This window comes from Bacillus licheniformis DSM 13 = ATCC 14580, assembly GCF_000011645.1.
Classification (GTDB): domain Bacteria; phylum Bacillota; class Bacilli; order Bacillales; family Bacillaceae; genus Bacillus; species Bacillus licheniformis.
This window is the reverse complement of record NC_006270.3, coordinates 1,095,451-1,118,602: the sequence shown is the minus strand read 5'-3', so window position 1 is coordinate 1,118,602 and position 23,152 is coordinate 1,095,451. Positions and strand designations below refer to the sequence as shown.

Annotated in this window: 22 protein-coding genes and 1 pseudogene; 10 read left to right on the top strand and 13 right to left on the bottom strand. The window is 47.0% G+C overall.

The genetic code is table 11. From position 1 onward, the window contains the following. Positions 1 to 25 precede the first annotated feature (25 nt). The 4 genes and pseudogenes from TRNA_RS27040 to TRNA_RS27030 all read left to right on the top strand — a co-directional run bounded on the left by TRNA_RS27040 (position 26) and on the right by TRNA_RS27030 (position 3,832). Positions 26 to 1,576, top strand: a complete 1,551-nt coding sequence (locus tag TRNA_RS27040) for an FAD-dependent oxidoreductase (RefSeq protein WP_044051823.1) — start codon at positions 26 to 28, stop codon at positions 1,574 to 1,576. A 106-nt stretch (positions 1,577 to 1,682) separates the two neighbouring features. Continuing rightward, a pseudogene (locus TRNA_RS44405) lies at positions 1,683 to 2,216 on the top strand (protoglobin family protein); the annotation flags it as partial. A 252-nt stretch (positions 2,217 to 2,468) separates the two neighbouring features. Further along, positions 2,469 to 2,975, top strand: a complete 507-nt coding sequence (locus TRNA_RS44400) for a methyl-accepting chemotaxis protein (RefSeq protein WP_370539003.1) — start codon at positions 2,469 to 2,471, stop codon at positions 2,973 to 2,975. Between the two features lie 284 nt (positions 2,976 to 3,259). Beyond that, a complete protein-coding gene (locus TRNA_RS27030) occupies positions 3,260 to 3,832 on the top strand; it encodes a histidine phosphatase family protein (protein WP_003180347.1) in 573 nt (190 codons plus the stop codon). Between the two features lie 12 nt (positions 3,833 to 3,844). Here the strand turns inward: TRNA_RS27030 and TRNA_RS27025 are convergent, their stop codons facing one another. From TRNA_RS27025 to TRNA_RS27010, 4 genes are all read right to left on the bottom strand, one after another. Continuing rightward, positions 3,845 to 4,873, bottom strand: coding sequence for a FecCD family ABC transporter permease (locus tag TRNA_RS27025; RefSeq protein WP_003180345.1), 1,029 nt, complete (start codon positions 4,871 to 4,873; stop codon positions 3,845 to 3,847). Continuing rightward, positions 4,873 to 5,871 (bottom strand): FecCD family ABC transporter permease, encoded by a 999-nt coding sequence (locus TRNA_RS27020; protein WP_003180342.1) that lies wholly within the window; start codon positions 5,869 to 5,871, stop codon positions 4,873 to 4,875. Before TRNA_RS27020 ends, TRNA_RS27025 begins: the two co-directional genes overlap by 1 nt. An 82-nt stretch (positions 5,872 to 5,953) precedes the next feature. Further along, positions 5,954 to 6,931, bottom strand: coding sequence for an ABC transporter substrate-binding protein (locus tag TRNA_RS27015; RefSeq protein WP_003180341.1), 978 nt, complete (start codon positions 6,929 to 6,931; stop codon positions 5,954 to 5,956). A 107-nt stretch (positions 6,932 to 7,038) separates the two neighbouring features. Then, entirely contained in the window at positions 7,039 to 7,968 is a 930-nt protein-coding gene (locus tag TRNA_RS27010; protein WP_011197729.1) for a DMT family transporter, read from the bottom strand. 383 nt (positions 7,969 to 8,351) lie between these two features. On the opposite strand from TRNA_RS27010, the gene TRNA_RS27005 reads away from it, so the two are divergent. Continuing rightward, positions 8,352 to 9,488 (top strand): S8 family peptidase, encoded by a 1,137-nt coding sequence (locus TRNA_RS27005; protein WP_026080796.1) that lies wholly within the window; start codon positions 8,352 to 8,354, stop codon positions 9,486 to 9,488. A gap of 57 nt (positions 9,489 to 9,545) precedes the next feature. Here the strand turns inward: TRNA_RS27005 and TRNA_RS27000 are convergent, their stop codons facing one another. The 4 genes from TRNA_RS27000 to TRNA_RS26985 form a co-directional block, all read right to left on the bottom strand. Beyond that, the gene (locus TRNA_RS27000) at positions 9,546 to 10,802 is read right to left on the bottom strand and encodes a M48 family metallopeptidase (RefSeq protein ID WP_011197727.1); all 1,257 of its coding nucleotides are present in this window, start codon (positions 10,800 to 10,802) and stop codon (positions 9,546 to 9,548) included. A gap of 71 nt (positions 10,803 to 10,873) precedes the next feature. Beyond that, complete coding sequence (locus tag TRNA_RS26995; RefSeq protein ID WP_003180315.1) at positions 10,874 to 11,185, bottom strand: AzlD domain-containing protein; 312 nt, start codon at positions 11,183 to 11,185, stop codon at positions 10,874 to 10,876. After that, on the bottom strand, positions 11,178 to 11,894 hold the full coding sequence (locus TRNA_RS26990; protein WP_011197726.1) for an AzlC family ABC transporter permease: 717 nt from the start codon (positions 11,892 to 11,894) through the stop codon (positions 11,178 to 11,180). Before TRNA_RS26990 ends, TRNA_RS26995 begins: the two co-directional genes overlap by 8 nt. Before the next feature lie 12 nt (positions 11,895 to 11,906). Continuing rightward, positions 11,907 to 12,458, bottom strand: a complete 552-nt coding sequence (locus TRNA_RS26985; RefSeq protein WP_011197725.1) for a helix-turn-helix domain-containing protein — start codon at positions 12,456 to 12,458, stop codon at positions 11,907 to 11,909. 106 nt (positions 12,459 to 12,564) lie between these two features. Here TRNA_RS26985 and TRNA_RS26980 point away from each other — a divergent pair, with 106 nt between their 5' ends. Then, positions 12,565 to 13,032 carry a hypothetical protein gene (locus TRNA_RS26980; protein ID WP_016886150.1) on the top strand — a complete coding sequence of 156 codons (468 nt, stop codon included), beginning with the start codon at positions 12,565 to 12,567 and terminating at the stop codon, positions 13,030 to 13,032. On the opposite strand, the gene TRNA_RS26975 is transcribed toward TRNA_RS26980, so the two are convergent. The 3 genes from TRNA_RS26975 to TRNA_RS26965 form a co-directional block, all read right to left on the bottom strand. Next, positions 13,003 to 14,544 (bottom strand): fatty acid--CoA ligase family protein, encoded by a 1,542-nt coding sequence (locus TRNA_RS26975; RefSeq protein WP_011197723.1) that lies wholly within the window; start codon positions 14,542 to 14,544, stop codon positions 13,003 to 13,005. The two genes, TRNA_RS26980 and TRNA_RS26975, sit on opposite strands and share 30 nt — an antisense overlap. A gap of 162 nt (positions 14,545 to 14,706) precedes the next feature. Beyond that, complete coding sequence (lplJ, locus tag TRNA_RS26970; RefSeq protein WP_003180306.1) at positions 14,707 to 15,696, bottom strand: lipoate--protein ligase LplJ; 990 nt, start codon at positions 15,694 to 15,696, stop codon at positions 14,707 to 14,709. A gap of 18 nt (positions 15,697 to 15,714) precedes the next feature. Continuing rightward, positions 15,715 to 16,449 carry an MBL fold metallo-hydrolase gene (locus tag TRNA_RS26965; protein ID WP_003180305.1) on the bottom strand — a complete coding sequence of 245 codons (735 nt, stop codon included), beginning with the start codon at positions 16,447 to 16,449 and terminating at the stop codon, positions 15,715 to 15,717. A gap of 156 nt (positions 16,450 to 16,605) precedes the next feature. Here TRNA_RS26965 and yhfH point away from each other — a divergent pair, with 156 nt between their 5' ends. The 3 genes from yhfH to TRNA_RS26955 all read left to right on the top strand — a co-directional run bounded on the left by yhfH (position 16,606) and on the right by TRNA_RS26955 (position 18,693). Beyond that, positions 16,606 to 16,740, top strand: a complete 135-nt coding sequence (yhfH, locus tag TRNA_RS43180) for a protein YhfH (RefSeq protein ID WP_009328932.1) — start codon at positions 16,606 to 16,608, stop codon at positions 16,738 to 16,740. A 307-nt stretch (positions 16,741 to 17,047) separates the two neighbouring features. Then, entirely contained in the window at positions 17,048 to 18,334 is a 1,287-nt protein-coding gene (locus TRNA_RS26960; RefSeq protein ID WP_011197722.1) for a cation:dicarboxylate symporter family transporter, read from the top strand. A gap of 161 nt (positions 18,335 to 18,495) precedes the next feature. Beyond that, the gene (locus TRNA_RS26955) at positions 18,496 to 18,693 is read left to right on the top strand and encodes a hypothetical protein (protein WP_009328934.1); all 198 of its coding nucleotides are present in this window, start codon (positions 18,496 to 18,498) and stop codon (positions 18,691 to 18,693) included. 78 nt (positions 18,694 to 18,771) lie between these two features. Here the strand turns inward: TRNA_RS26955 and TRNA_RS26950 are convergent, their stop codons facing one another. Further along, a complete protein-coding gene (locus tag TRNA_RS26950; protein WP_009328935.1) occupies positions 18,772 to 19,809 on the bottom strand; it encodes a M42 family metallopeptidase in 1,038 nt (345 codons plus the stop codon). A 106-nt stretch (positions 19,810 to 19,915) separates the two neighbouring features. On the opposite strand from TRNA_RS26950, the gene TRNA_RS26945 reads away from it, so the two are divergent. Then, the gene (locus TRNA_RS26945) at positions 19,916 to 20,911 is read left to right on the top strand and encodes a ketoacyl-ACP synthase III (protein ID WP_011197721.1); all 996 of its coding nucleotides are present in this window, start codon (positions 19,916 to 19,918) and stop codon (positions 20,909 to 20,911) included. Between the two features lie 55 nt (positions 20,912 to 20,966). On the opposite strand, the gene TRNA_RS26940 is transcribed toward TRNA_RS26945, so the two are convergent. Then, the gene (locus TRNA_RS26940) at positions 20,967 to 23,129 is read right to left on the bottom strand and encodes a YhgE/Pip domain-containing protein (RefSeq protein WP_009328937.1); all 2,163 of its coding nucleotides are present in this window, start codon (positions 23,127 to 23,129) and stop codon (positions 20,967 to 20,969) included. Between the last annotated feature and the right edge of the window lie 23 nt (positions 23,130 to 23,152).

Genomic DNA, 23,152 nt, shown 5'->3' with positions numbered 1-23,152 from the left:
TTGGGAAAATTTAAGAACAAAACGGATGCATGATGGAGGGAACTTTGTGAGCAATCAAGAACAAAAACTGCCGGACTCGCCTGAATCGTATTGGAGAAACAGTACAGACCTTCCTTCGTTCGAGGAACTGTCTGAAGATGTCAAAACAGATGTCGCCATCATCGGCGGCGGCATGACCGGACTGACGACGGCTTATTTGCTGACGAAAAAAGGCTACAGCGTCGTCTTGATCGAATCCGGCCGGATACTCGACGGAACAACCGGCTATACGACAGCCAAAATCACCGCGCAGCACGATCTGATCTATGACGAACTGATCGGGCATATCGGAATGCCGAATGCGAGGCTGTATTATGAAGCAAATCTCAAGGCGCTGTCCTTTATCAAAAACCTCGTGCTTGAGCAAAAGATACCGTGCGATTTTGAAGAACAGGACGCGTGCATTTACACAACTGAAGAACAATCGGTCCAAAAACTCAGAAAGGAATATGAAGCATACCAAAAGCTCGGGATTGACAGGGAATTCATCAAAGATCTCCCCGTCCCAATTGATGTAAAAGCAGGACTCGTCATGAAAAACCAGGCCCAGTTTCATCCGCTGCACTATTTGAAATACCTTGCAGAGGCCGTCCGGGAAGCCGGCGGAAAAATATACGAAAACACGGCGTCTAAGGAAATCAAAGAAGGCGACCGGCCAAAAGTGCTGACAAGAAGCGGACATCAAATCTTCAGCGATTATGTCACGTGCTGCACGCACTTTCCATTTCATGATAAAAAAGGATTCTATTTTGCAAGGCTTGAGCCGAGCCGGTCATACGTGCTCGCCGTCAAGCCGAAAACGCCGTATCCAGGCGGCATGTACTTAAGTATAGACCAGCCTTCACGCTCGCTTCGCTCGGTGACGATCGACGGAGAAAAAATGGTTCTTGTCGGCGGTGAAAGCCACAAAACCGGCCAGGGAGAAGATACAATCAAGCATTATCAGGCGCTTGAATCATTTGCGGAAGGCGTGCTCGGCATCGAATCGATCCCTTACCGCTGGTCAGCGCAAGATTTAATCACGCTTGACAAAATTCCGTATATCGGGCCGATCTATCCGAAAGAAAAGCGCATTCTCGTCGCCACCGGATATCGGAAATGGGGCATGACAACGAGCACCCTCGCCGCGCAGCTGATGACAGATCATATCGCGGGTGAAGACAATCCTTATCAAGCCGTCTTTCAGCCGGCCCGTTTCCACCCGGATCCAAGCATCAAAAAAGCGATTTCCTACAACGCGGATGTTGCAAAACACTTTGCCGAAGGAAAACTCGAGCAGCCGATCAGGAAGCCGGAAGACCTTGTCAACGGAGAAGGCGCGGTCGTGTCGCATGCCGGGAAACGGGCGGGCGCTTATCGCGATGAAAAAGGCGAGCTTCATCTGGTTGACACAACATGCACCCATATGGGCTGTGAAGTCGAGTGGAATGATGGAGAAAAGACATGGGACTGTCCGTGCCACGGCTCAAGGTTTTCGATCGACGGCGATGTCATTGAGGGCCCTGCCGTAGAACCTCTTAAAGATCCAGAAAGCTGAGATGTACAAGTTAAAAAGTAATGAAAAATTGCCGATAAAAAGATAAATGCTGGAAATTTCAAAAAAACGGCAGTTTTATCATTAATGATTACAGGGGGATACGATCGTGTTATTCAAAAAGGATAGAAAGACAGAACGATCATTTTTTGCTGGGGAAAGCCCTGACCAAACAAAAAGAATCAGGCTCAATCAGCACGCAGAATTTAAAAAACAGCTGGCAATGGTCGATTTGACGGATGAGGATCTTTGGGTGCTGAGCAGGCTGAAGCCCTTAGTCACTGAACATATTGAAACCATCGTCACCCGATTTTATCAAAATCTTGAGCATGAAAGCTCTCTCATGGAGATCATCCATGACAACAGCTCGGTCGACCGTCTCAAAAAGACATTGACGATCCACATCCAGGAAATGTTTTCAGGCGTCATCGACGAAGCCTTTTTAGAAAAAAGAATCCGGATCGCCCACGTTCATCTTCGCATCGGACTGTTGCCAAAGTGGTATCTGGGGGCATTTCAAGATCTCCTTCTTTCAATGCTGAAGATCTTTGAAAACGCCTTATCCGATGAGGAATACAGGCGGTCTGTCAAAGCCGTCACCAAAATTCTCAACATCGAACAGCAGATCGTCCTGGAGGCCTTTGAAGACGAACACGCGAGACTCCGCAGACTTGATGAAGAAAGCAAAAATGAACTTCACAGGCAAATTAAAGATACTTCCGGTTCTTTGGCCGCTATATTTGCCGAAACGACGGGCGCCGTACAGGAATTGGTCGACAAATCTTCCGAGATCGCCGAAACGTCAAGAGCCGGAACGAAGACAGCCGTTTCTGTCGAACAAAAATCGATCGGCGGAAAAAAGGAGCTTGAGGAACAGGAACAGCAGCTGAATCAAATGGGAAGCAGCATGACGCAAATCGAGCAGGAAATTAAAAAGCTGGAAGAAATCGCGCTGCAGATCGAAAAGATATTCGGCATCGTAACAGGCATTGCCGAACAGACGAATTTGCTTTCGCTCAACGCCTCGATCGAATCGGCAAGGGCAGGAGAGCACGGCAAAGGTTTCGCAGTTGTCGCAAACGAAGTCAGAAAGCTGTCCGATGATACGAAAAAAACCGTCTCCACCGTATCAGAGCTCGTCAATAACACAAACGCTCAAATCTCGATCGTCACGAAGCATATTACAGATGTAAATCAGCTTGTGAACGAAAGCAAAGACAAGATGTCGGAGATCAATCGCCTATTCGATGATATCGTCTCCAATATGAAAACGAGCAAAGAGCAAAGCGGCCGAATCGAAGGCGACCTGCAGTCGTTTTTAAGCGGCCTTCAAGATGTCAATGCCGCCGTATCACAAGTCGCAGTTTCAGTCGATTCTCTCGTAGAGCTGACAAAAAAATGAGGCGTTACCGTACACAGGTCAATCATGACCTGTGTATTTTTTCACATCCATACTTTGAGAAGTCTGCCGTGCAAGCAAAGATATATATTCACAGCCATCACGGCAACGCTCGACAACGATTGCAGACGTGATCGAAAAAACAGCAGAATCGGCACAGCCTGTTTGAAAAAATCATGTAAATGTTGTTCGGTGCCAGTCATATTTCGTGGTTCCGTTTTTTAAATTTAGTATAATGGCCATATCACCGAAAATGCGCACCCCAAGTTCGAAAGGAGACTTTTAGCATGACTGCGATTTGTTTGATCCGGCACGGCGAGACGGACTGGAATGCTTTAGGAAAACTGCAGGGAAGAACAGATATCCCTTTAAATGAAACCGGTAAAAAACAAGCAAAAGAAACCGGGGCGTTTTTGAAAGGGTCCGACTGGGACGTCATCATTACAAGCCCTTTAAGAAGAGCGAAAGAAACCGCTGAAATCATCAATCAATACCTCGGACTTGAAATCATCGAAATGGAGGATTTCATCGAGAGGAATTACGGAGATGCAGAAGGAATGCCATTCGAAGAAAGAATGAGGCTCTATCCTGATAAAGAATATCCGAATCAGGAATCAAAAGAAGCGCTTGCCGAACGGCTGATGGCCGGCGTTCAAAAGGTCAGTGAGCGGTATCCGGACAAAAAAGTGCTGATCGTCGCACACGGAGCCGCGATACACGCGCTTCTGTCAAAAATCTCAAACGGCGACATCAACCTGGAAAACACGAAGCTCGTCAATGCCTGCCTAAGCAACATCAAATTTCATGAAAATAAATGGCATGTGAAGGATTACAACCTTTCACACCATTTGTCAGATTAAAAAAAGACGGCATCAAGCATGCCGTCTTTTTTTATGTTCTTCGCGGCGCAGCAAATAGATAAAATACGGCCCGCCGATAACGGCTGCGATCAATCCGGCCGGTATTTCAAGCGGCGGAACAAGACCTCTTCCGGCGGCATCGGCTATCAAAAGGACGATGCCGCCGACGAGAGCTGCAACGGGAATCAAGATCTTCGTTTCAGCCCCTGCGAGCTTTCTTGCGATATGAGGCGCCATCAGCCCGATAAAACCGATCGTTCCCACAGCGGTCACAGCAGCAGCTGTCAGCAAAACCGCACCGGCAAGCAGCAGAAACCTTGTTCTTTCAAGCCGGATGCCGAGGCCGACGGCAATCCCGTCCCCTGATTTGATGATATCGAGCGGTTTTGCCGCAAGCCATATCGGAGGAATCACCAGACAGCACCATATGAAAAGAGGCAATACATCCTGCCAGCCTCTTCCCCACAGACTTCCGTTCAGCCAAATTAATGCGCTGTTGACATTCGGGCTCCCCCTTGAGATTAACAGCTGAATGCCCGAATGGCAGAAAGCATTGACCGCTATCCCGACAAGAGCCAGCCGCACAGGAGAGATCCCATTTCGATAAGCCAATAAATAGACGAGGATCGCAGCTAAAACGCTTCCTGAAAAGGCGGCGCCTGTCAGCAGAAGCGGACTTTGCTGTGAAAACAAGACCGTAACGATCACAGCGCCCAATCCCGCTCCTCCTGTAATCCCAAGCGTGTCAGGGGCGGCCAGCGGATTTTTCATCAGAAATTGAGCGACTACACCCGCGATCGAAAGCGCCCCTCCGGCAAGCACAGCGAGGAGGATTCGCGGCATTCGAAATTCCATCACCAAAAAGCGGACTCCCGCATCGCCTTGTCCTGCCAGCGATTTCAATACGTCCCACAGTCCGATGTTTTCATCGCCGATCGCCAAATTGAGTACAATGAGCACAAACAAACAGGCGAATAGCGCACAGAGAACAACCGCCGATTGTCCGCGCCGCCTTTTCGTCTTTCTTGCCGGATTGTTCATTATGCCGCCCCCTTTTTCCGTCTTCTCGCCAAATAGATAAAAAACGGCGTCCCAATCATTGCCGTGACAACTCCGACAGGCGTTTGGTACGGAAAATAGACAAAGCGGGACAAAATATCGGCAAACAGCAAAAGAACGGCTCCAAGCAATGCCGAATACGGAATCACCGCCCGGTAGTCAGCACCGATGAGATACCGGATCATATGAGGAACCATCAAACCGATGAAACCAATCGGACCGGCGGCGGAAACGGACACTCCCGCCAATGCGACAACAGTGAAGGCGATTAGCAATCTGCTGAGCCATACTTTTTGTCCCAGCCCATGAGAAACTTCATCTCCGAGACTCATGACGGAAGCCGCCCTCCCTAAGGCCAAAGCCGTCAACAAACCCGCAATGCTCACCGGAACCAATAAATGAAGCTTATCCCATGAGCTCCCCGCTAAAGAACCGGAAAGCCAAAACAATAGCGTTTCCGTCGACTCTTCATGAAAGATAAGCAGCATTTGCGTCATCGAAGCAAGAATCGCCTGAATGACAACGCCAATCAAGGCAAAGCTGATATCCCTGTCATGTTCGCTGAATACTGAGGCAACCGCGTACACGATCAGCGCGGCCGCTGCACCGCCGGCAAATGCGGCTCCCATCGCTGTCTGGGGAGCTGCAAGCGCAGGAAACATCACCGTCAAACATACGACAGCAAGCGAGGCCCCTGCATTGATTCCGAAGATGCTCGGAGATGCGAGCGCATTTCTTGTCACCGCCTGCATCAGCGCGCCCGCAGCCCCTAGATTCGCGCCGATTAATGCGGCGGTCAATGCGCGCGGAATTCGGATGGACTGAATAATCGCGTGCAATTTTGAACCGTCGTACGCAAAAACAGCCGCCCAAATATCGGACAGTGCAATCATTGACGAACCGATTGAAACAGAAAGCGCAAAACTCGCAAGCAAAAGAAAAACAAAAATGAGCGGTGCAAAACGTTTCATATATATCAAAACAGGTCACTCCTTTAGAAAAAACAAGCGCATGCTTTTTTACAAAAGCATGCGTCATCCCGTCCAACAAGCCGGCAGGCTCCTAAGATTTCTTTTGATCCTCAGACAGAAGATGCTGATCGATTTCATCCATCAGCTCATCTGCTCCGTCAATGCTGCGTCGGAGCGACCAGGCGAATCTGTCGGCTTCATAAACCTTGCCGTTTTTGACTGCGCTGAGCTTTTTCCAAAGAGGATCTTTTTCGATCGGTCTTTTCCCGTCTTCATCGACTTTATCTTTTTCTCCCGTCATCAGGACAATAACGTCGGGATCTTTCTCAAGCAGCTGTTCGAGCGTCATTTTAATATTGACGGATTCACCGTTTTCGGCATCGCCTTTGCCGCTGTCTCCGACACCGTATGTATAGCCGATTTTCGTCAGAAGCTGAGACGTGAAAAAGTTTTCATCGCGCACGGTGATTTCTTCATTTGTGTTCCCGAGCAGAAGAATGCTCTGTTTCCGGCTGCCGAATTTCTGTTTCAATTCATCCAGCTTTTGTTTATGTTCAGCCAATTTTTTCTCCATTGCGCTTTCTTTGCCGACGGCTTTCGCAATCGTAAGAGATGCATCAAGCGTGTCCTGATAATCGGCATTCAAGTTTTTGAGCGCGATTGTCGGCGCAATTTTCGACAGCTTATCATAGACGCCGCTGTGCCTGCTCGAATCGGCAATAATTAAATCGGGCTTTAAAGAAGCAATTTTTTCAAAGCTTGGCTGGGCGCGCGAACCGACTGAAGTATACCCTTTGATTTTTCCCCTGACCTTCTCGTTAATAAACTTAGGTTTGCCGTCGTCCGCAATTCCGACAGGCTTAATACCCGCATCAAGGAGCGCATCAATAAATCCCAATTCAAGAACCACAACTTTTTTCGGTTTATTCCGCACTTTCGTTTCTCCAAGATCATGCTTAACTGTCACGGAATCCTGACCGGAAGTTTTCGTGCTCTCGCTTCCTCCAGAGCAGGCCGTCATCACTGATATCATCAATAAAAATAAAATAGCAAAATATTTGTGCTTCATATATATCTCCTTTTTTGTAGTAGACGAGCTTATTATAGCAACTCCCTCCATCAATGACAATGATAATCATTATCATTTTAAAAAAGAAAGGAGCCTCCCTCTCCTTTCTACACCCTTTCATTGACAGAATCTGCTGCTTTTCTTTCTCTGCTGAGGGAAAGGATGATGACCGTAATGATCACCATCACCGTACCGGCTCCTTGAAAGGCATTGAAGGGCACACCCAGCCAGAGCGCCGACGACAGAACGGCCGCAAGCGGTTCGGCGCAGCTCAGACAGCTCGTTTCTTTTGCGGAAAGATAAGAGAGACTGCCAATGTATAGTGCAAACGCCAAAGCTGTGCCGCACAATACAACAAACAGAATGGCTGCCGCCTCTCCTGCCCCAATGTGCGAAAGGTTAAACCGAAACGGCGGAAACAAAAAAGAAAAACCGGCCCCTCCGACGAGCATTCCCCATCCCGTAACCGTCAAGGCACCGAACGATTGAATTAAACCTCCTGCAAAAACCGTATAGAAAGCAAGCGCACCACCGGACAAAACGCCCCAAACGGCGGCCTCGGCCGGAATATACAAACTGTCCGGTCTTCCGCCTGTCAAAAGAAGAAACACGCCGGAAAGCGCCAATAAAGTAAGCACGGCATCTTTCCACTTAGGCGGAAGTTCTTTTTTAACATATAGGTAAAACAATACGAAAAAAGGCGCCAAATATTGAAGAATTGCAGCAGCAGCGGCATTTCCCTTTTCGATTGAGGCAAAAAATGTATATTGGACGGCCAGCATTCCAAAAATGGAAAATACCAAAATCGAACAAATATCTGTTTTTTTCTTCCATATCTGACACACATGTTGAAATCCGTTTTTCATTGAAACATATAGCAAGAGAATGACGCCCGACGCCAGAAGCCTGACGGAGACAAGCGAGCCGGCATCAGCCGCTCCCCTTTCAAATACAAACTGTGCAGCGCTCCCCGATAATCCCCACAACGAAGCCCCTGCCAGCACCATCAATACGCCTTTCACATGAGCTGATTTCATATCTTACACCCGTTTCTGTATGCGATATATTGCATATTTTAATAGATGATCGACTAGGCCGCAACCTCCTTCGGCAAAAAATGATCTCATAAAATAAATGAATAGTATTTTCATAAAATGAATCAGACGAAGCAATCTCCTGTCATTCACGGACCCCGGGACCTCTTTCCCTGCCAGGTTGAAGCGGTCTATTCATACTTTCGAACCGAATATTTTTCTAAAACAGTTATTAATAACCAATAAATTTAAATTGGCCGTTCAAAAAAATGGGTCTACCATATAATTCATTTTTTTTCTATAATAAATTAACAGAATAATTAGAATAGAGTATATTATTCTTCTATTTCAATTATTCTGAATAAAACGGAGGAGAGTGAGTAATGATGAGGAAAAAGAGTTTTTGGCTTGGGATGCTGACGGCCTTAATGCTCGTGTTCACGATGGCCTTCAGCGATTCCGCGTCTGCTGCTCAGCCGGCGAAAAATGTTGAAAAGGATTATATTGTCGGATTTAAGTCGGGAGTGAAAACCGCATCCGTCAAAAAGGACATCATCAAAGAGAGCGGCGGAAAAGTGGACAAGCAGTTTAGAATCATCAACGCGGCAAAAGCGAAGCTAGACAAAGAAGCGCTTGAGGAAGTCAAAAATGATCCGGATGTCGCTTATGTGGAAGAGGATCACGTAGCTCATGCTTTGGCGCAAACCGTTCCTTACGGCATTCCTCTCATTAAAGCGGACAAAGTGCAGGCTCAAGGCTACAAGGGAGCGAACGTAAAAGTCGCCGTCCTGGATACAGGAATCCAAGCTTCTCATCCGGACTTGAACGTAGTCGGCGGAGCAAGCTTCGTAGCTGGCGAAGCTTATAACACCGACGGCAACGGACACGGCACGCATGTTGCCGGTACAGTAGCTGCGCTTGACAATACAACGGGTGTATTAGGCGTTGCGCCGAACGTATCCTTGTACGCGGTTAAAGTGCTGAATTCAAGCGGAAGCGGATCTTACAGCGGCATTGTAAGCGGAATCGAGTGGGCGACGACAAACGGCATGGATGTTATCAACATGAGCCTTGGAGGACCATCAGGCTCAACAGCGATGAAACAGGCGGTTGACAATGCATATGCAAGAGGGGTTGTCGTTGTGGCGGCTGCTGGGAACAGCGGATCTTCAGGAAACACGAATACAATCGGCTATCCTGCGAAATACGACTCTGTCATCGCAGTTGGCGCGGTAGACTCTAACAGCAACAGAGCTTCATTTTCCAGCGTCGGAGCAGAGCTTGAAGTCATGGCTCCTGGCGCAGGCGTGTACAGCACTTACCCAACCAGCACTTATGCAACATTGAACGGAACGTCAATGGCTTCTCCTCATGTAGCGGGAGCAGCAGCTTTGATCTTGTCAAAACATCCGAACCTTTCAGCTTCACAAGTCCGCAACCGTCTCTCCAGTACGGCGACTTATTTGGGAAGCTCCTTCTACTATGGAAAAGGTCTGATCAATGTCGAAGCTGCCGCTCAATAACATATTCTAACAAATGGCATATAGAAAAAGCTAGTGTTTTTAGCACTAGCTTTTTCTTCATTCAGTTGAAGACTGTTCAATATTTTGAATCCGTTCCATTATGGTCGGATGGCCGTATTTAAAAATCTTGACGAGAAACGGCGGGTTCGCCTCGCTCAACCCGGCTTTTGAGAGCTCTTGAAAAGTCGCAACCGCTGCATCGCTGTTGTTCGTCAGTTCAATCGCATACTGGTCAGCGGCTTTTTCCTGATGCCTCGAAACTGCGTTTGTAAATGGAGAAGACGCGAAAGAGATGACCCCCATCAGCATCAGGAGAAGCGGGAGTGCGGCAAGATCGGATTTTCCCGCAATGCGGAGGCTTTTTCCATAGCGGCCGATGATCCGCTTGTACAGCTTGTCGATCACATAAAAGACGGCAAGGGATAAAAGCAGGTACCCGCCGAGTCCTATGTAAACATGCTTCATCACATAGTGCCCCATTTCGTGCGCCATAATGAATAAAATTTCCGGCTCATCCAGCTTGTTCAGCGTGGTATCCCAGAGCACAATCCTTTTATTGGCGCCGATCCCTGTCACATAAGCATTTAACGCATTCGTTTTTTCAGACATGTTCACTTCATAGACGTGATTCGCAGGAATATCTGCCTGATCGGCCAGCTTCAGAATGCTTTGTTCGAGATCTTTATTTTTCAGCGGATAAAAGTCATTGTATAAAGGATCGATGACAACCGGCTGAAGGAAAAATAAAAACAGCGTAACCGGAACCGTCAGGCACCAGGCATAAAACCACCAGCGTTTTTCATGCTTTTTGATCAAAAAGTAAAAGACGATCACCGCCGCAGCCGTTATCGGAAAGCTGATCCAGAAGTCGATCACCTGGTCTTTGATCCAGCTCGCGGTTGTCTGTGTTGATATGCCGTAGTCAAGCGAATATTGATAGCTGATCCAGTCAAGCGGCAAAGAAACGATCGTGACGATCAGAAACAAAGCAAAAACATATGCCGTTATTTGAATCGTTCTCCGCTTTGACGTCTGCTCCGCCCAATTCTTCATTTTCTTCGATAAACCGGCAATCAACAATATTAAAAATAAGAACCACTCAAACGGAATCCGGATAAAAAACAGAAAGTCCTTTATTTTCGAGTACTCTTCCGTCAGCATGAGTTCCCTTTCGTTCATAAATGTCGCCGGGTCTGCGCTTGTCCCTTTCAGCGCCTCGGGAACGGAGGGTTCACCGGCCATAAAGAGATACCAATAGAAAAAAAGGCCGTACAGCACATACAGGAGAAAGGCTCCCGCGATCCATTTCCGCATGGCGAATCACTTCCTCTCACATAGCAGTTACTTCTATTGTAAGCTTTTCCTGTGAAAGTTAGAACCAAGCCTTACAATGAGAGCAAGAGGCCGGCCCCTGCGAGCGTCAAAATCGTCCCCATCACGACGACTATGACGCTTGCTCCAAAATAGGAAAATAAAAATGCGATAAGAGCGCCGGCAAGTCCATAGAGCATACCGCTTTGCACCGAAAAAATTCCAGGAAAAATGAGAGCTCCTAAAACGGCGTACGGCACATTTTTCAGCACGCGCTCCAAAAATCCGGGAAGCTTCAGGCTTTCAAAAGCAATGAGGGGCAACATCCGCGGCACATATGTAACGGCAGCCATGCCGATAATCATCCAGATGATCGGACTAAACATAGTTTCTCTTCCCCTCTGTTCTAAATTGGTACAGCCATTCGATCAGGATGGCGGATAAAAGCGTAGCGCAGACGATCGACCATCCTGCCGACAACATTCCGTTCATTTGGAAAACCGTATTGAATAGCGCGGCAGCTCCCGCCAGCAGCAGGACTTTGCGCTGTTTTTTCAAAGGCGGCACCAACAATCCGATAAACATGGCATAAAGGGCGATGCTCATGCTTTCCTGAAGAACAGCCGGCATGGCGGCTCCTGCAAAATGCCCGGCCGCACTCCAAAAAACCCAGCTTACATAGCCGATCGAGCCGAGGCCGATCATGTACCCGGTCGTCAGCTTTTCCTTTCTTAAAGCAGCGACGGCAAACGATTCATCTGTCACCGCGAAAAATGAGTAAAACGCTTTTTTCCAAGGCGAATCTTTTTCTACCAATTGATTCAAAGTCGCTGAAAATAAAAAATGTCTGATGTTCACAATGAACGTCGTCATGACGATTTCGATGATTCCTGTCTGAACGGCAAGCATGCTCAGAGACATATACTGGGACGCTCCTCCGAAAACAAGGGCGCTCATCAAAAACGTTTCAAAAAGCGACAGCCCCGTTGTTTTTGCCAAAAGCCCGAATGTCAAGGCGACCGGGATGTAGCCGACGGCAAGGGAAACCCCTGAACGAAGCCCGTCTAGAAAGTTGAGTGAATCCTGCTTTTCCATCTTGACACCTCTTTACGGATAATAAATGAGTGTATAGCATGATGCCGTTTGTTCCGTGTTGTTTTTGTACGTATGAACGGTGTTTGCGGTGAAATGCATTGCATCACCCTCGTTCAAGTCGCAGGTGTAATCACCCGCCGTCACCGCAAGCGCGCCTTTAGAGACGAGCACGTACTCTTCAATCCCTCCGTGGTGAGGCTCTGATTCGTGCACACAGCCGGGCGCAAGTTCAATATAAAAGATTTCAAACTTCTTTTTCTGGTCGAACGGAAAATGCGGAAATGCCGCGTATTTTTCTTCTCCGGCCATAACAGGCGTTTTCTCGTGCTTTCTGACGACCGTCGGCTCCCCGGCAGGCCTTTCTGCCAAAGAAGTAAATGATACTTGCAGCCCGTTTGCGATCTTCCACAAGGTTGTGATTGTCGGACTTGAAGAGCCTTTTTCAATTTGCGCGAGCATGCCTTTGCTGACGCCGGTCATCGATGACAATTGATCAAGGCTGTAATTGCGGATTTTTCGCAGCCTCTTAATGTTTTCTGCCACTTGTTTTTCAATCGAATTCATCTTCCGCCCCCTTATAATAAATTAAACATTCGTATAATTTATTGAACATTATAGCATAATTTCTCAGGATGAAAAGGCTTTAAAGGGAGAAAATAGATAGCCTGGGGTGATCATTCTGAAAAAAATAATGGGGATCGCACTTTTTTTCGGCATTTTATCCATCACTGTCTTTTATGTATTCCACTTGATGGCGGAGCCTTTCGACTCAAGAAATGCAGAAGAAATCATCTTGAAGCAGGCGGGAGACAGTGAAAAAACGGTCAGCATCAAAGACAGGCACAACATAGCCGTCCTGCTTGATACATTTAATAAAGGGAAAAGAATGAAGAAAAAGACAGCGCATCACCTGCCTTCTCCGGCGTATCACGGATACATCAGCATGACCGGCACACATCGCGTTCACTTCACCGTCTGGCTGAAGAAAGATGAAGCCGTCATCCTGAAAGAAGAGGAAGGCACATATTTCGTTCTCCAACAAAGGGAAAAAGACGCCCTCCTAGGAGAATTGCAAAAAAGGGACGCGGCAGGCGTCCCTTTTAGCGGGTCAAGATTTGTTTGTCAGAATGTCTTTTAAAGCGCGCCTTAAAATTTTGCCGGTCGAGTTTTTCGGAATTTCATCCATGAAAACGATCGCCGACGGGCGCTTGTATTTGGCAAGATGCTTTTTGCAGTGCGACAAGACATCCTCCTCTGTCAGCGTTTTATCCTTCGGAACGACATAGCAATGAACGGCTTCTCCCGTATTCGGATCGGGCACTCCGATCACAACCGCTTCTGCGATTTTTGGATGGAGGTAGAGCACCTCTTCGATTTCCCTCGGATAGACATTATAGCCGCCGACGATAATCATATCTTTTTTTCTGTCGACGATATAAAAATAACCGTCTTCATCCCGTTTTGCCAAATCACCTGTATACAGCCATCCGTCTTTTATCGTATGGGCCGTCTCATCCGGCATTTTGTAGTACCCTTTCATGACATTAGGCCCTTTAACGATCAGCTCGCCGACTTGGCCGGCAGGCAGCTCTTCCCCGAGTTCATTGACGACTTTGTTTTTCACATTGAGAATGTTCGTGCCGATCGATCCTGGCTTGCGGCCGGTGCTGAACGGGTTAAAGCATGTAACAGGAGAAGCCTCCGACAAGCCGTAGCCTTCTAAAACGAGGACGCCGAACCTTTCTTCAAAGCTTTTCAGGAGAGCGACAGGCATGGCCGCTCCGCCTGAGATGCAAAGCCTGATGGACCGAAAGCCTGTTTCATCCGCTCCTTCATACTGGTACAGGTAATTGTACATTGTCGGAACGCCTGAGAAGATCGTCGCCTGATGCTTTTTAATCAGCTTGAAAACCTCGGCGGGACTGAATTTCGGCACGATCAAAATCGCTGCGCCGTTCATGAGCGGTGCATTCATGCAGACCGTTAAACAAAAAACGTGGAACATCGGCAGGGCGGCGACGACAAGGTCAGATTCATTCATTGTCAGATAGCGGGCTGTATCATTTGCATTCGAAAATAGATTTTGATGTGTGAGCATCGCCCCTTTTGGTCTTCCCGTGGTGCCTGACGTATAGAGGATGGCGGCCGTATCTTCGTCATCGATTTCAGGAAACGGCCGGACAGGAGGTTTCATAATGCTTGTAAACGATTTCAATTTCATCTTAACCTCTGTGTTTTCCGGTTCCTGAAGCGGCTCTCCAGTTTCGCAAAGCACGACGCAGCCGACTTTCGGAAGGGATTCATGCACCTTTTCGTAAAGCGGAAGCAGCTGTCCCAGAGCCACGATCACTTTTGCATCGCCATTTGTCAGCATATAGCCGATCTCAGTCGGCGTATAGGCCGGATTGATCGGTATGACGACAGCCCCGGCCTTCAGCGCGCCGTAAAACGCAATCACAAAATGCGGTGTATTGCCGAGTAGCAAAGCGACATGATCTCCCTTTTCCACCCCGATTTCGCGCAGCCCTTCGGCAAAGCAATCAATTTTCTGCTGCAATCCCCCGTATGTTTCCGTTTGCTCTCCAAAAATATAAGCGGTTCTGTCAGGCTTTGATTGAGCTGTTTCCCCTAATTTTGAAACTAAATTCATTCTCCCACCCCTTTAAAAAATGAATGAATGACCATTCATTTTGTGATAATCAAAATCTATTCCCATTATAGTAAATGAACAGAAAACACTCAAGGGCTGCCGGGAAATATCTTCCATTCCTCTCATGTTAAAAAAGGGGCCGCGGAAACCGCAGCCTCTCTATTAGTAGACAAGATCCAAAAATTCTTCTTTTTGAATATTGCCGAAGTAATGCTTAATGTCCACGCCTTGAAGAGCTTCTTCAATCGCTTTTCTTTCATACTGCACGCCTGTCAGCTTCTCTTCGATGTCGCTGACATCTCCGACTCCGAAAAAGTCACCGAATATTTTGCACTCGCGGATCACGCCTTTTTGCACTTCGAGGCGGATGTCGACCGATCCAGCTTGAAATCGTTTAGAATGCTGCAGATTGAATTTCGGAGACTTCCCATAGTTCCAATCCCAGTTTTGATAGCGTTCCTTTGAAATTTGATTAATGATTTTCCAGTCTTTTTCAGTCAGCTTATACTCCGGTATTTCCCCTTCGGTATCAAAAATATAGCGGAGAAGCATGCTTCGGAATTCCACTGTCGTCATCTTCTGATCGAGAAACTCGCTAATATTGGCCACACGGCTCCTGATCGATTTAATGCCTTTTGATTCGATTTTATCTTTTTTCACTTTTAAAGCCGATACGACATGTTCAATCTCAGAATCGAACAACAGCGTGCCGTGGCTGAACATTCTTCCTTTCGTTGAAAACTGGGCGTTTCCCGAGATTTTCCGGCCGTTTGCCATCAAATCGTTTCGGCCGCTCAGCTCCGCATCGACGCCAAGCCGTTTTAAAGCGGCCACAACGGGCTCAGTAAACTTCTTGAAGTTGTGGAAGCTGTTGCCGTCGTCCTTCGTAATAAAACTGAAGTTCAAGTTCCCGAGATCATGGTAGACAGCTCCGCCGCCTGACAGCCTGCGGACGACAATGATCCCGTTTTCATCTACATATTTTGTGTTGATTTCCTCGATCGTATTTTGATTTTTGCCGATGATGATCGACGGCTGGTTGATATAAAACAGCAGATACGTCTCTTCAGGATCGAGATGCTTTAAGCAGTACTCCTCAATCGCCAAGTTGATCCTCGGATCTGTAATATTTTGATTATCGATAAACAGCATGTTTGTCAGTTCCTCCTTCTATTCTCCCCACACATAACCGGTGTGCGCCAGAACAACCGCACCTTTATAAACGGTTTGGGCCTCTTCTATCAGTTTTTGGTGTTCCCCGAAATGCGGGAGGTGTGTCAAGAGAAGCTGCCCGGCACCCGCTTCCGCAGCGATCCGCCCCGCTTCAAGACTGTTCATATGACCGGCGCTCCTCCCATCCTGATCCGCATAAAAGTTGCACTCTGAGATCAAGAGATCGGCTCCTTCGCTGAACGGAATAAAGGCTTCCTGAAAGCTCGAGTCGGCCGTATAAACGACAGAATGAACACCGTCCGTCACCCTCATGGCAAAGCAGTCAACAGGGTGAACCGTTTTTAAAAACGTGAACGTAAACGGTCCGATAGCCAAAGGCTGTGTCGGATCATACGCCAATCCAGCGGTATGCGTTTTATATGTAAGCTTTGAAAACTGCTCTTCATCAAAAGGATGTCCATATATCGGAAGGGCATCCGCTCCCTTGCCGAGGAATGAGCCGACCAGTTTGGCAAATTGCAAAGGGCCGACATCCGCAATATGGTCATGATGATAATGGGATAATATAACGGCATCTAGCTCCTCAACGGGCAGAAACAGCTGAAGTTTGGATAAAACGGCACTGCCGCAGTCGATTAAAACGGAATAGTCCCCGGATTGAAAGAGATAGCCTGAAGTCGCTTCATTTGCAGCCGGAAATCCTCCGCAGCAGCCGATGACTGTCACCTTCATGTATACACACCTCTTTTTCGTGTCTATCGTCCCCCTATTCAATATACCCATTTTTCTTAAAAATTGCATGTTTTATATTTTGTCATAAAACAGACATTGATTTTCCGGTCTCTGTTATAATACAATAATTGCAACAAACGAATTGGGGGAATCAACATGCTCGCTAAAATCACCGAGTTCTTCAGAAATTTGCCTTCCAAAAAATGTTCAGTGTGCGGCCACGATATTGATGAGCAGCACGAATGCTACGGAAACACCTGCTCTAAATGCTTAAAAGTAAAAGATATATAGACTTCACTAGAAAGGCCCCGGCGGATTCCCCGGGGCTTTTTTTTGTCATAAAGTTAGTTATAAAGAGAGAGATTCTTGTCAAAATTCATTATTTTAATAACATTTTACTATTTCACTTAGGAAAATATACACCGATGATTGTCCCGATTTGAATTTAAAGCTGGGATGATCATCTCATATTCGAATTTTCAATATATTCAGACGTTATTTTTTTAATGGACGAGCTGCTTTTTCTTTCGCTATACTTAATTTACGATCTCAGTTTAATATTCTAGTATAAAATTAAGTATGCGTTGGGAGGGCATCTATGAAAAGACTTAAATTCGGATTAGCCACACAAATTTTCCTCGGGCTGATTTTAGGTGTTGCAGCAGGAGCGATTTGGTTCGGAAATCCTGCGGTTGCAACGTATCTGCAGCCCGTCGGCGATTTGTTCTTAAGATTAATCAAAATGATTGTGATTCCTATTGTCGTTTCAAGCTTGATTGTCGGGGTTGCGGGGGCCGGCAGCGGCAAAAAGGTCGGCAGGCTCGGCTTTCGGACGATCCTTTACTTTGAAATCATTACGACTTTTGCGATTGTGCTCGGACTTCTCCTCGGAAACATCATTCAGCCTGGGCACGGCGTAAACTTTTCTGGTGCTGAAAAACAGGATATCAGCCAATATGTAGAAACAGAAAAAGAAGCAAGCACCAAATCTGTCGCAGACACGTTCCTGCACATTGTGCCGACAAACTTTTTCCAGTCGCTCGCTGAAGGCGATCTGCTTGCGATCATTTGCTTCACTGTTCTGTTCGCACTCGGGGTGTCTGCCATAGGCGAAAAAGGCAAGCCTGTGCTCTCCTTTTTCGAGGCAACGTCTCAAGCCATGTTCCACGTCGTCAACATCGTTATGAAATTCGCGCCGTTCGGCGTTTTTGCTTTAATTGGCGTGACGGTTTCAAAATTTGGTTTTTCTTCGCTTTTATCATTGGGAAAGCTCGTTTTACTTGTCTACCTGGCTCTTGCTTTCTTCTTGATCGTTATCTTTGGGATCGTCGGCAAGCTTTGCGGTATCAATATATTTAAATTTTTGGCTTTTTTGAAAGATGAGCTTCTTCTTGCGTACAGTACATCAAGCTCTGAAACCGTGCTTCCGCGCGTCATGGAAAAGATGGAGAAAATCGGCTGCCCGAAAGGCATCGTGTCGTTTGTCATTCCGATCGGCTATACATTTAACCTTGACGGCTCTGTCCTGTATCAAGCGATCGCGGCGCTGTTTCTGGCGCAGGTCTACGGCATCGATCTATCCATTGGACAGCAGCTCACGTTAATCCTTGTTCTGATGGTCACTTCTAAAGGTATGGCTGCCGTTCCCGGCACATCTTTCGTCGTTCTTCTTGCGACTTTGGGCACGATCGGCGTTCCTGCTGAAGGGCTGGCCTTCATTGCCGGAGTCGACCGGATTATGGACATGGCGAGAACGGTCGTCAACTTGACCGGAAACGCTCTCGCCGCTGTGGTCATGTCAAAATGGGAAGGTGAATATGACGCCGTTAAAGGGCAGAACGTCTTAAATCAACGGGAGCCGGCAGATATAGAAGTATCCGGCTGACCCCCTTTTCTATCAAAAAACGTATGTTTTCCATCCCGGGAAGACATACGTTTTTTTAAAAAAATATACGAATTTCTCAAGCAACCTGTCCAAACAACTTCCTTTTGTTTACATACGATGTACTGTAGTTAAATTAGAAAAGAAAATTGGAGGGAAGTTTAATGTATTTTTACCATGACCATTGCAAGAAAGATTATGACTATGATTACCACAAGAAAGACCATGACTGCAAGAAATACTACTACTACTATTATTACTACTATTATCCATGCTTTAAGAAGTATGATTATGACTATGACTACAAGAAGTTTGACCACTTTGATCACTGCAAAAAGAAAAAACACTATGATTACTGGTAAGTAAACGCCATCCTTTACGGATGGATGACTTCCACTCTTTTTTTACTCCCAAGGGACCGGGGTCCTTTGGGAGCTTTTTTATGCCATGTCAGACTGAACATAGTGATACAGCAGCTTTGCCGTCTGCTCCAAGGACGATTGATGCGTCCTTTCAAACGCATGGGATGCGTCAATTCCCGGGCCGATCAGCCCGTGGACGATATCATGGCCCGCTTTGACGGCCGCTGAAGCATCTGAACCGTAGTATGGGTAAATATCAAGCTTATAATCGATTCCATGTGCTTCACAAAGGGCTGTCAGGCGCTTTCGAAGCCCGTAGTGATATGGGCCGCTGGCATCCTTTACACAAATGGATACCGTATATTCATCTGTTGACTGTCCATCGCCGATCGCTCCCATATCAACAGCCAAATATTCCACCGTTTCAGGCGGGATGTTGGAGTTGCCGCCATAACCGATTTCTTCATTGTTGGAAATTAAAAAGTGCGTCGTATAAGGCAGTGTCATCCCTTCTGTGTTGATGGTTCTGATCAGCTCGATGAGGAGGGCGACGCTTGCTTTATCGTCGAGATGACGCGATTTGATAAACCCGCTCGGCGTGATTTCAACGCGCGGATCGAAGGAGATAAAATCGCCGACATTGATGCCGAGCGCCCGGGTTTCTTCTTCACTATTGACCGGTTCGTCAATGCGGACCTCCATATTTTTCTGGTTCCGCTCGGCTTTTCCGGCGTCTTTGTATACATGCACTGATGTCTGATGCATTAAGATGGTGCCGGTGTAAGTTTTCCCAGATGCTGTTTCAATGTTGCAATACTCGCCTTCAATCGAGTTGTAATTGAAGCCCCCGATTAAATCAATTTTCAGCCTTCCGTTCGGTTTAATCTCTTTCACCATAGCTCCGAGGGTATCGACATGAGCGGTCAGCATCCTGTGCCGGGATTTGTCAGAGCCCGGTATCGTCGCGATCAGGCCGCCTTTACGGTTATGCCTTGTTTCAACTCCTTCTTTCTCTAAAAGGCGGTTGATATAGTCTATAATGTCATACGTATTTCCGGTAGGGCTCGGGATGGAGACGAGCTCCTTGATGAGCTCCATCGTTTTCTGTCCTGACATGGTTCATTCCTCCCAACTTGTAATGGTTATAGTATACCTCATATCAACATTTTAGTACCAGATACTAATACTAGGTGATATAATAAGAAAAAGGAGAGTGAATTTCATGAAAACTTTATCAAAAGCGCGAATTTCCGCCATCGGCACCTATGTTCCCGAAAAGCGCATGACAAACAAAGAGTTTGAAAAGATCGTTGATACTTCTGATGAATGGATCATTCAGCGGACAGGAATGAAAGAAAGGCGAATCGCCGGGAGTCACGAATTCACATCAGATCTTTGCATAAAGGCGGTTGAAGATCTAAAAAACAGATACAGCGGCACGCTTGACGATATTGACATGATCATCGTCTCTACCACAACGGCGGATTACGCTTTTCCAAGCACGGCATGCCAGGTTCAGGAACACTTCGGATGGAACGAAGTGGGCGCGGTCGATGTAAATGCGACCTGCGCAGGATTAGCGTACGGATTGCATATGGCCAACGGCCTCATCACTTCCGGACTGCATAGAAAAATTCTTGTGATCAGCGGGGAAACCTTATCAAAAACAACCGACTATACAGACCGCACGTCTTGCATTTTGTTCGGAGACGGCGCAGGCGCCCTGCTTGTCGAACGGGACGACAAAGACCCAAGCTTTATTACTTTTGCCCAGGACACGAAAGGTGACGGAGCCCGCCATTTATACAGAACCGGCTTGCGAAGCGACCTTAAAGGAGAGCCGCTTTCAGGTGAAGGGAAAATGGTTCAAAACGGCCGCGAAGTGTATAAGTGGGCGGTCAGGTCCGTTCCTGAAGGCGTCAAAAAACTGCTTGCCCAAGCTGAAATGGAGCTGAAAGATATCGATTGGTTCGTCCCGCACAGCGCGAATCTGCGAATGATCGAATCGATTTGCGAAAAAACCGAAATTCCAGCCGAAAAAGCGCTGACAAGCGTCGAATGGTTTGGCAACACCTCATCCGCATCAATCGTTCTCGCCCTTGATGAAGCCGTCAAAAACGGAAAGCTGAAAAAAGGCGACACCTTGATTCTGTTCGGTTTTGGCGGGGGTCTTACATATACGGGCCTGATTGTAAAATGGGGCGCGCCAGCTTCCTAATATCAAAAAAAACATCTTTTCTTGCCCTTGCCGGGCTTGAAAAGATGTTTTTCTTTTATGCATGCTGCTCTTCAATTTTTCCTTTTTTCAGCAGCACTTTAAAATAAATCAGCGTCAGAGCCATCATGACGATCGCAACACCGCCGAGCACGGCAGCCTGTTCCCACATATACGCGTAGTCTCCGCTTGAAATCACCGCTCTGTATCCGGCAATGCTGTAGGTCATCGGCAGTGCAGAATGGATGACCTGGAAGAACTTAGGGACAAGTGCAAGAGGAAATGTTCCTCCGCTTCCTCCAAGCTGAAGCACGAGCAGAATGACGGCAATGAATCGTCCCGGATTTCCCATTGTCGCAGCCAAAAACTGAATGATCGCAAGACATGTAATGCTCATGATTATACTGAACAGATAGAATCTCCAGACGCTTTGCACTTCAAGCCCGATGCCCCAGAGAATGATCGTGCAGGCAATCGCCGCTTGAAGAATTCCCACTGCAAAAAGCACGCTGAATTTGCTCATAAACCAGCCAAAGGCTGATTCGGGCCGGACAGCCGGCTCTTTCACATCGAAGACAACGGTAATCATCAATGCGCCGACGAATAAGCCGAGCGACAAGATATACGGGGTTAATCCTGTTCCGTAGTTGGAAACCGGATCGATTTTATCGCCTTTCACATCAACGGGGTCTGAGAACATATTGTAGTTTTCGTCTCCCGCTTGAATATCGCCGGTTTGATCGGCAGCGTCAGACAGCTTATCAAACAGCTCCCCGCTTCCGTCAGACAGCTTGCCAAGACCTTCATCAAGGGATTTAGCCCCTTCTGCAAGTTTGGAAGAACCGTCTTTCAGTTTATCGGCCGCGCTTTGCAGATCGCCGAACTTTCCGACTAACGTCTGGCTGCCTTCGGCGATTTTGGATGATCCGCTTTTCGCTTCTGCGAATTTTTCGTTGTAAGCACCCAAACCGTTTGTCAGCGCATCAAGCCCTTGCTGAATCTTCTGCGATCCTTTATAAAGTTTATTCACATCCGAAGGGACTCGCTTCAATTCCTCAAGCTTCTGTTTCAGCCCGGATAAATCGGGAAGTTCGCTGACATCGGGAATTTGCGCTTTCAACTTGTCAAACTCAGGGAGTTTCACCGTTCCCATTTTTTCATCGACTTGTTTCATAAGCGCGGCTTTCTGTTCTTGTGTCAGCATGTTGCTGGATTCAATAATTTGTTTGACTTCGCTGTGCTGGTTTTTCAATGCCGCTTCAAGCTCATCAATATTTTTCGAAATCTGGCTGATTTCTTTTTTCGCTTTTTCGGCATTTGAAAGCGCCGTTTCGAGCTGCTGAATTTTTTCATTTGAAATCGCTTCTTCGAGTTTGCTTATCTTCTGCGCTTTTTCATTCATCTGCTCCAATCCCGCCACAATCTGAGGCATGCCTTGTTGGAGCTGTTGAGCACCGCTGTGCAGCTGGCCGCTTTTTTCCAAAAATTGTGCAAGCCCGGAATCAAGCTCATGAATTTTGTCGTTCAGCGTATTGAATGCCGCGCCGAACTTCTCCATTCCGTCTTTGTTGAACTGAATTTGGCTTTTCGCGAGCTTTTCAAGGTTCTTTTTCAGCTTTTCGCTTCCTTCTTTCGCATCTTTCAGTCCTTTATCCAGCTTTCCGGCTCCTTCGCTTGCTTCACCGAGACCTTTTGCAATTTTGCCGAAATTGTCAAAGATGACTTCAGCATATTGCTCCGTGATTTCAGAGCCGACTGAATGCTGAAGCTGTTCAATCGCTTTATCGCTGATCTGGGCGCCGACATAGTTTCGTCCGGCGTTTGTATGATAAATCAGATTCAGCTTTTTCGGATGTTTATCCATAACCGTGCTGGCATCCTTCGAAAAGTTTTCAGGGATTTCTACAACCATGTAGTATTCCTCATTTTGCAAGCCTCTCATTGCTTTTTCCTTCGTCGTAAAATGCCAGTCGAATTTATCGTTTTCTTTCAGTTCTTTGACAAGGTCGTCGCCGATATGAAGGTCTTTTCCTTCATATGTCGTCCCCTTGTCGGAATTCACAACCGCCACAGGGAGCTGATCGACGTTTCCGTATGGGTCCCAGTAAGCCGCCAAAAATATGCTGCTGTAAATCAGCGGTATAAAGAGAACCCCGATCACGGATATCAGTAGTTTTTTATTGGTTATCAGTTCTCTCCACTGGTTTTTGAAAACATTCATGTTGATACGCCTCCTAGTAAGTA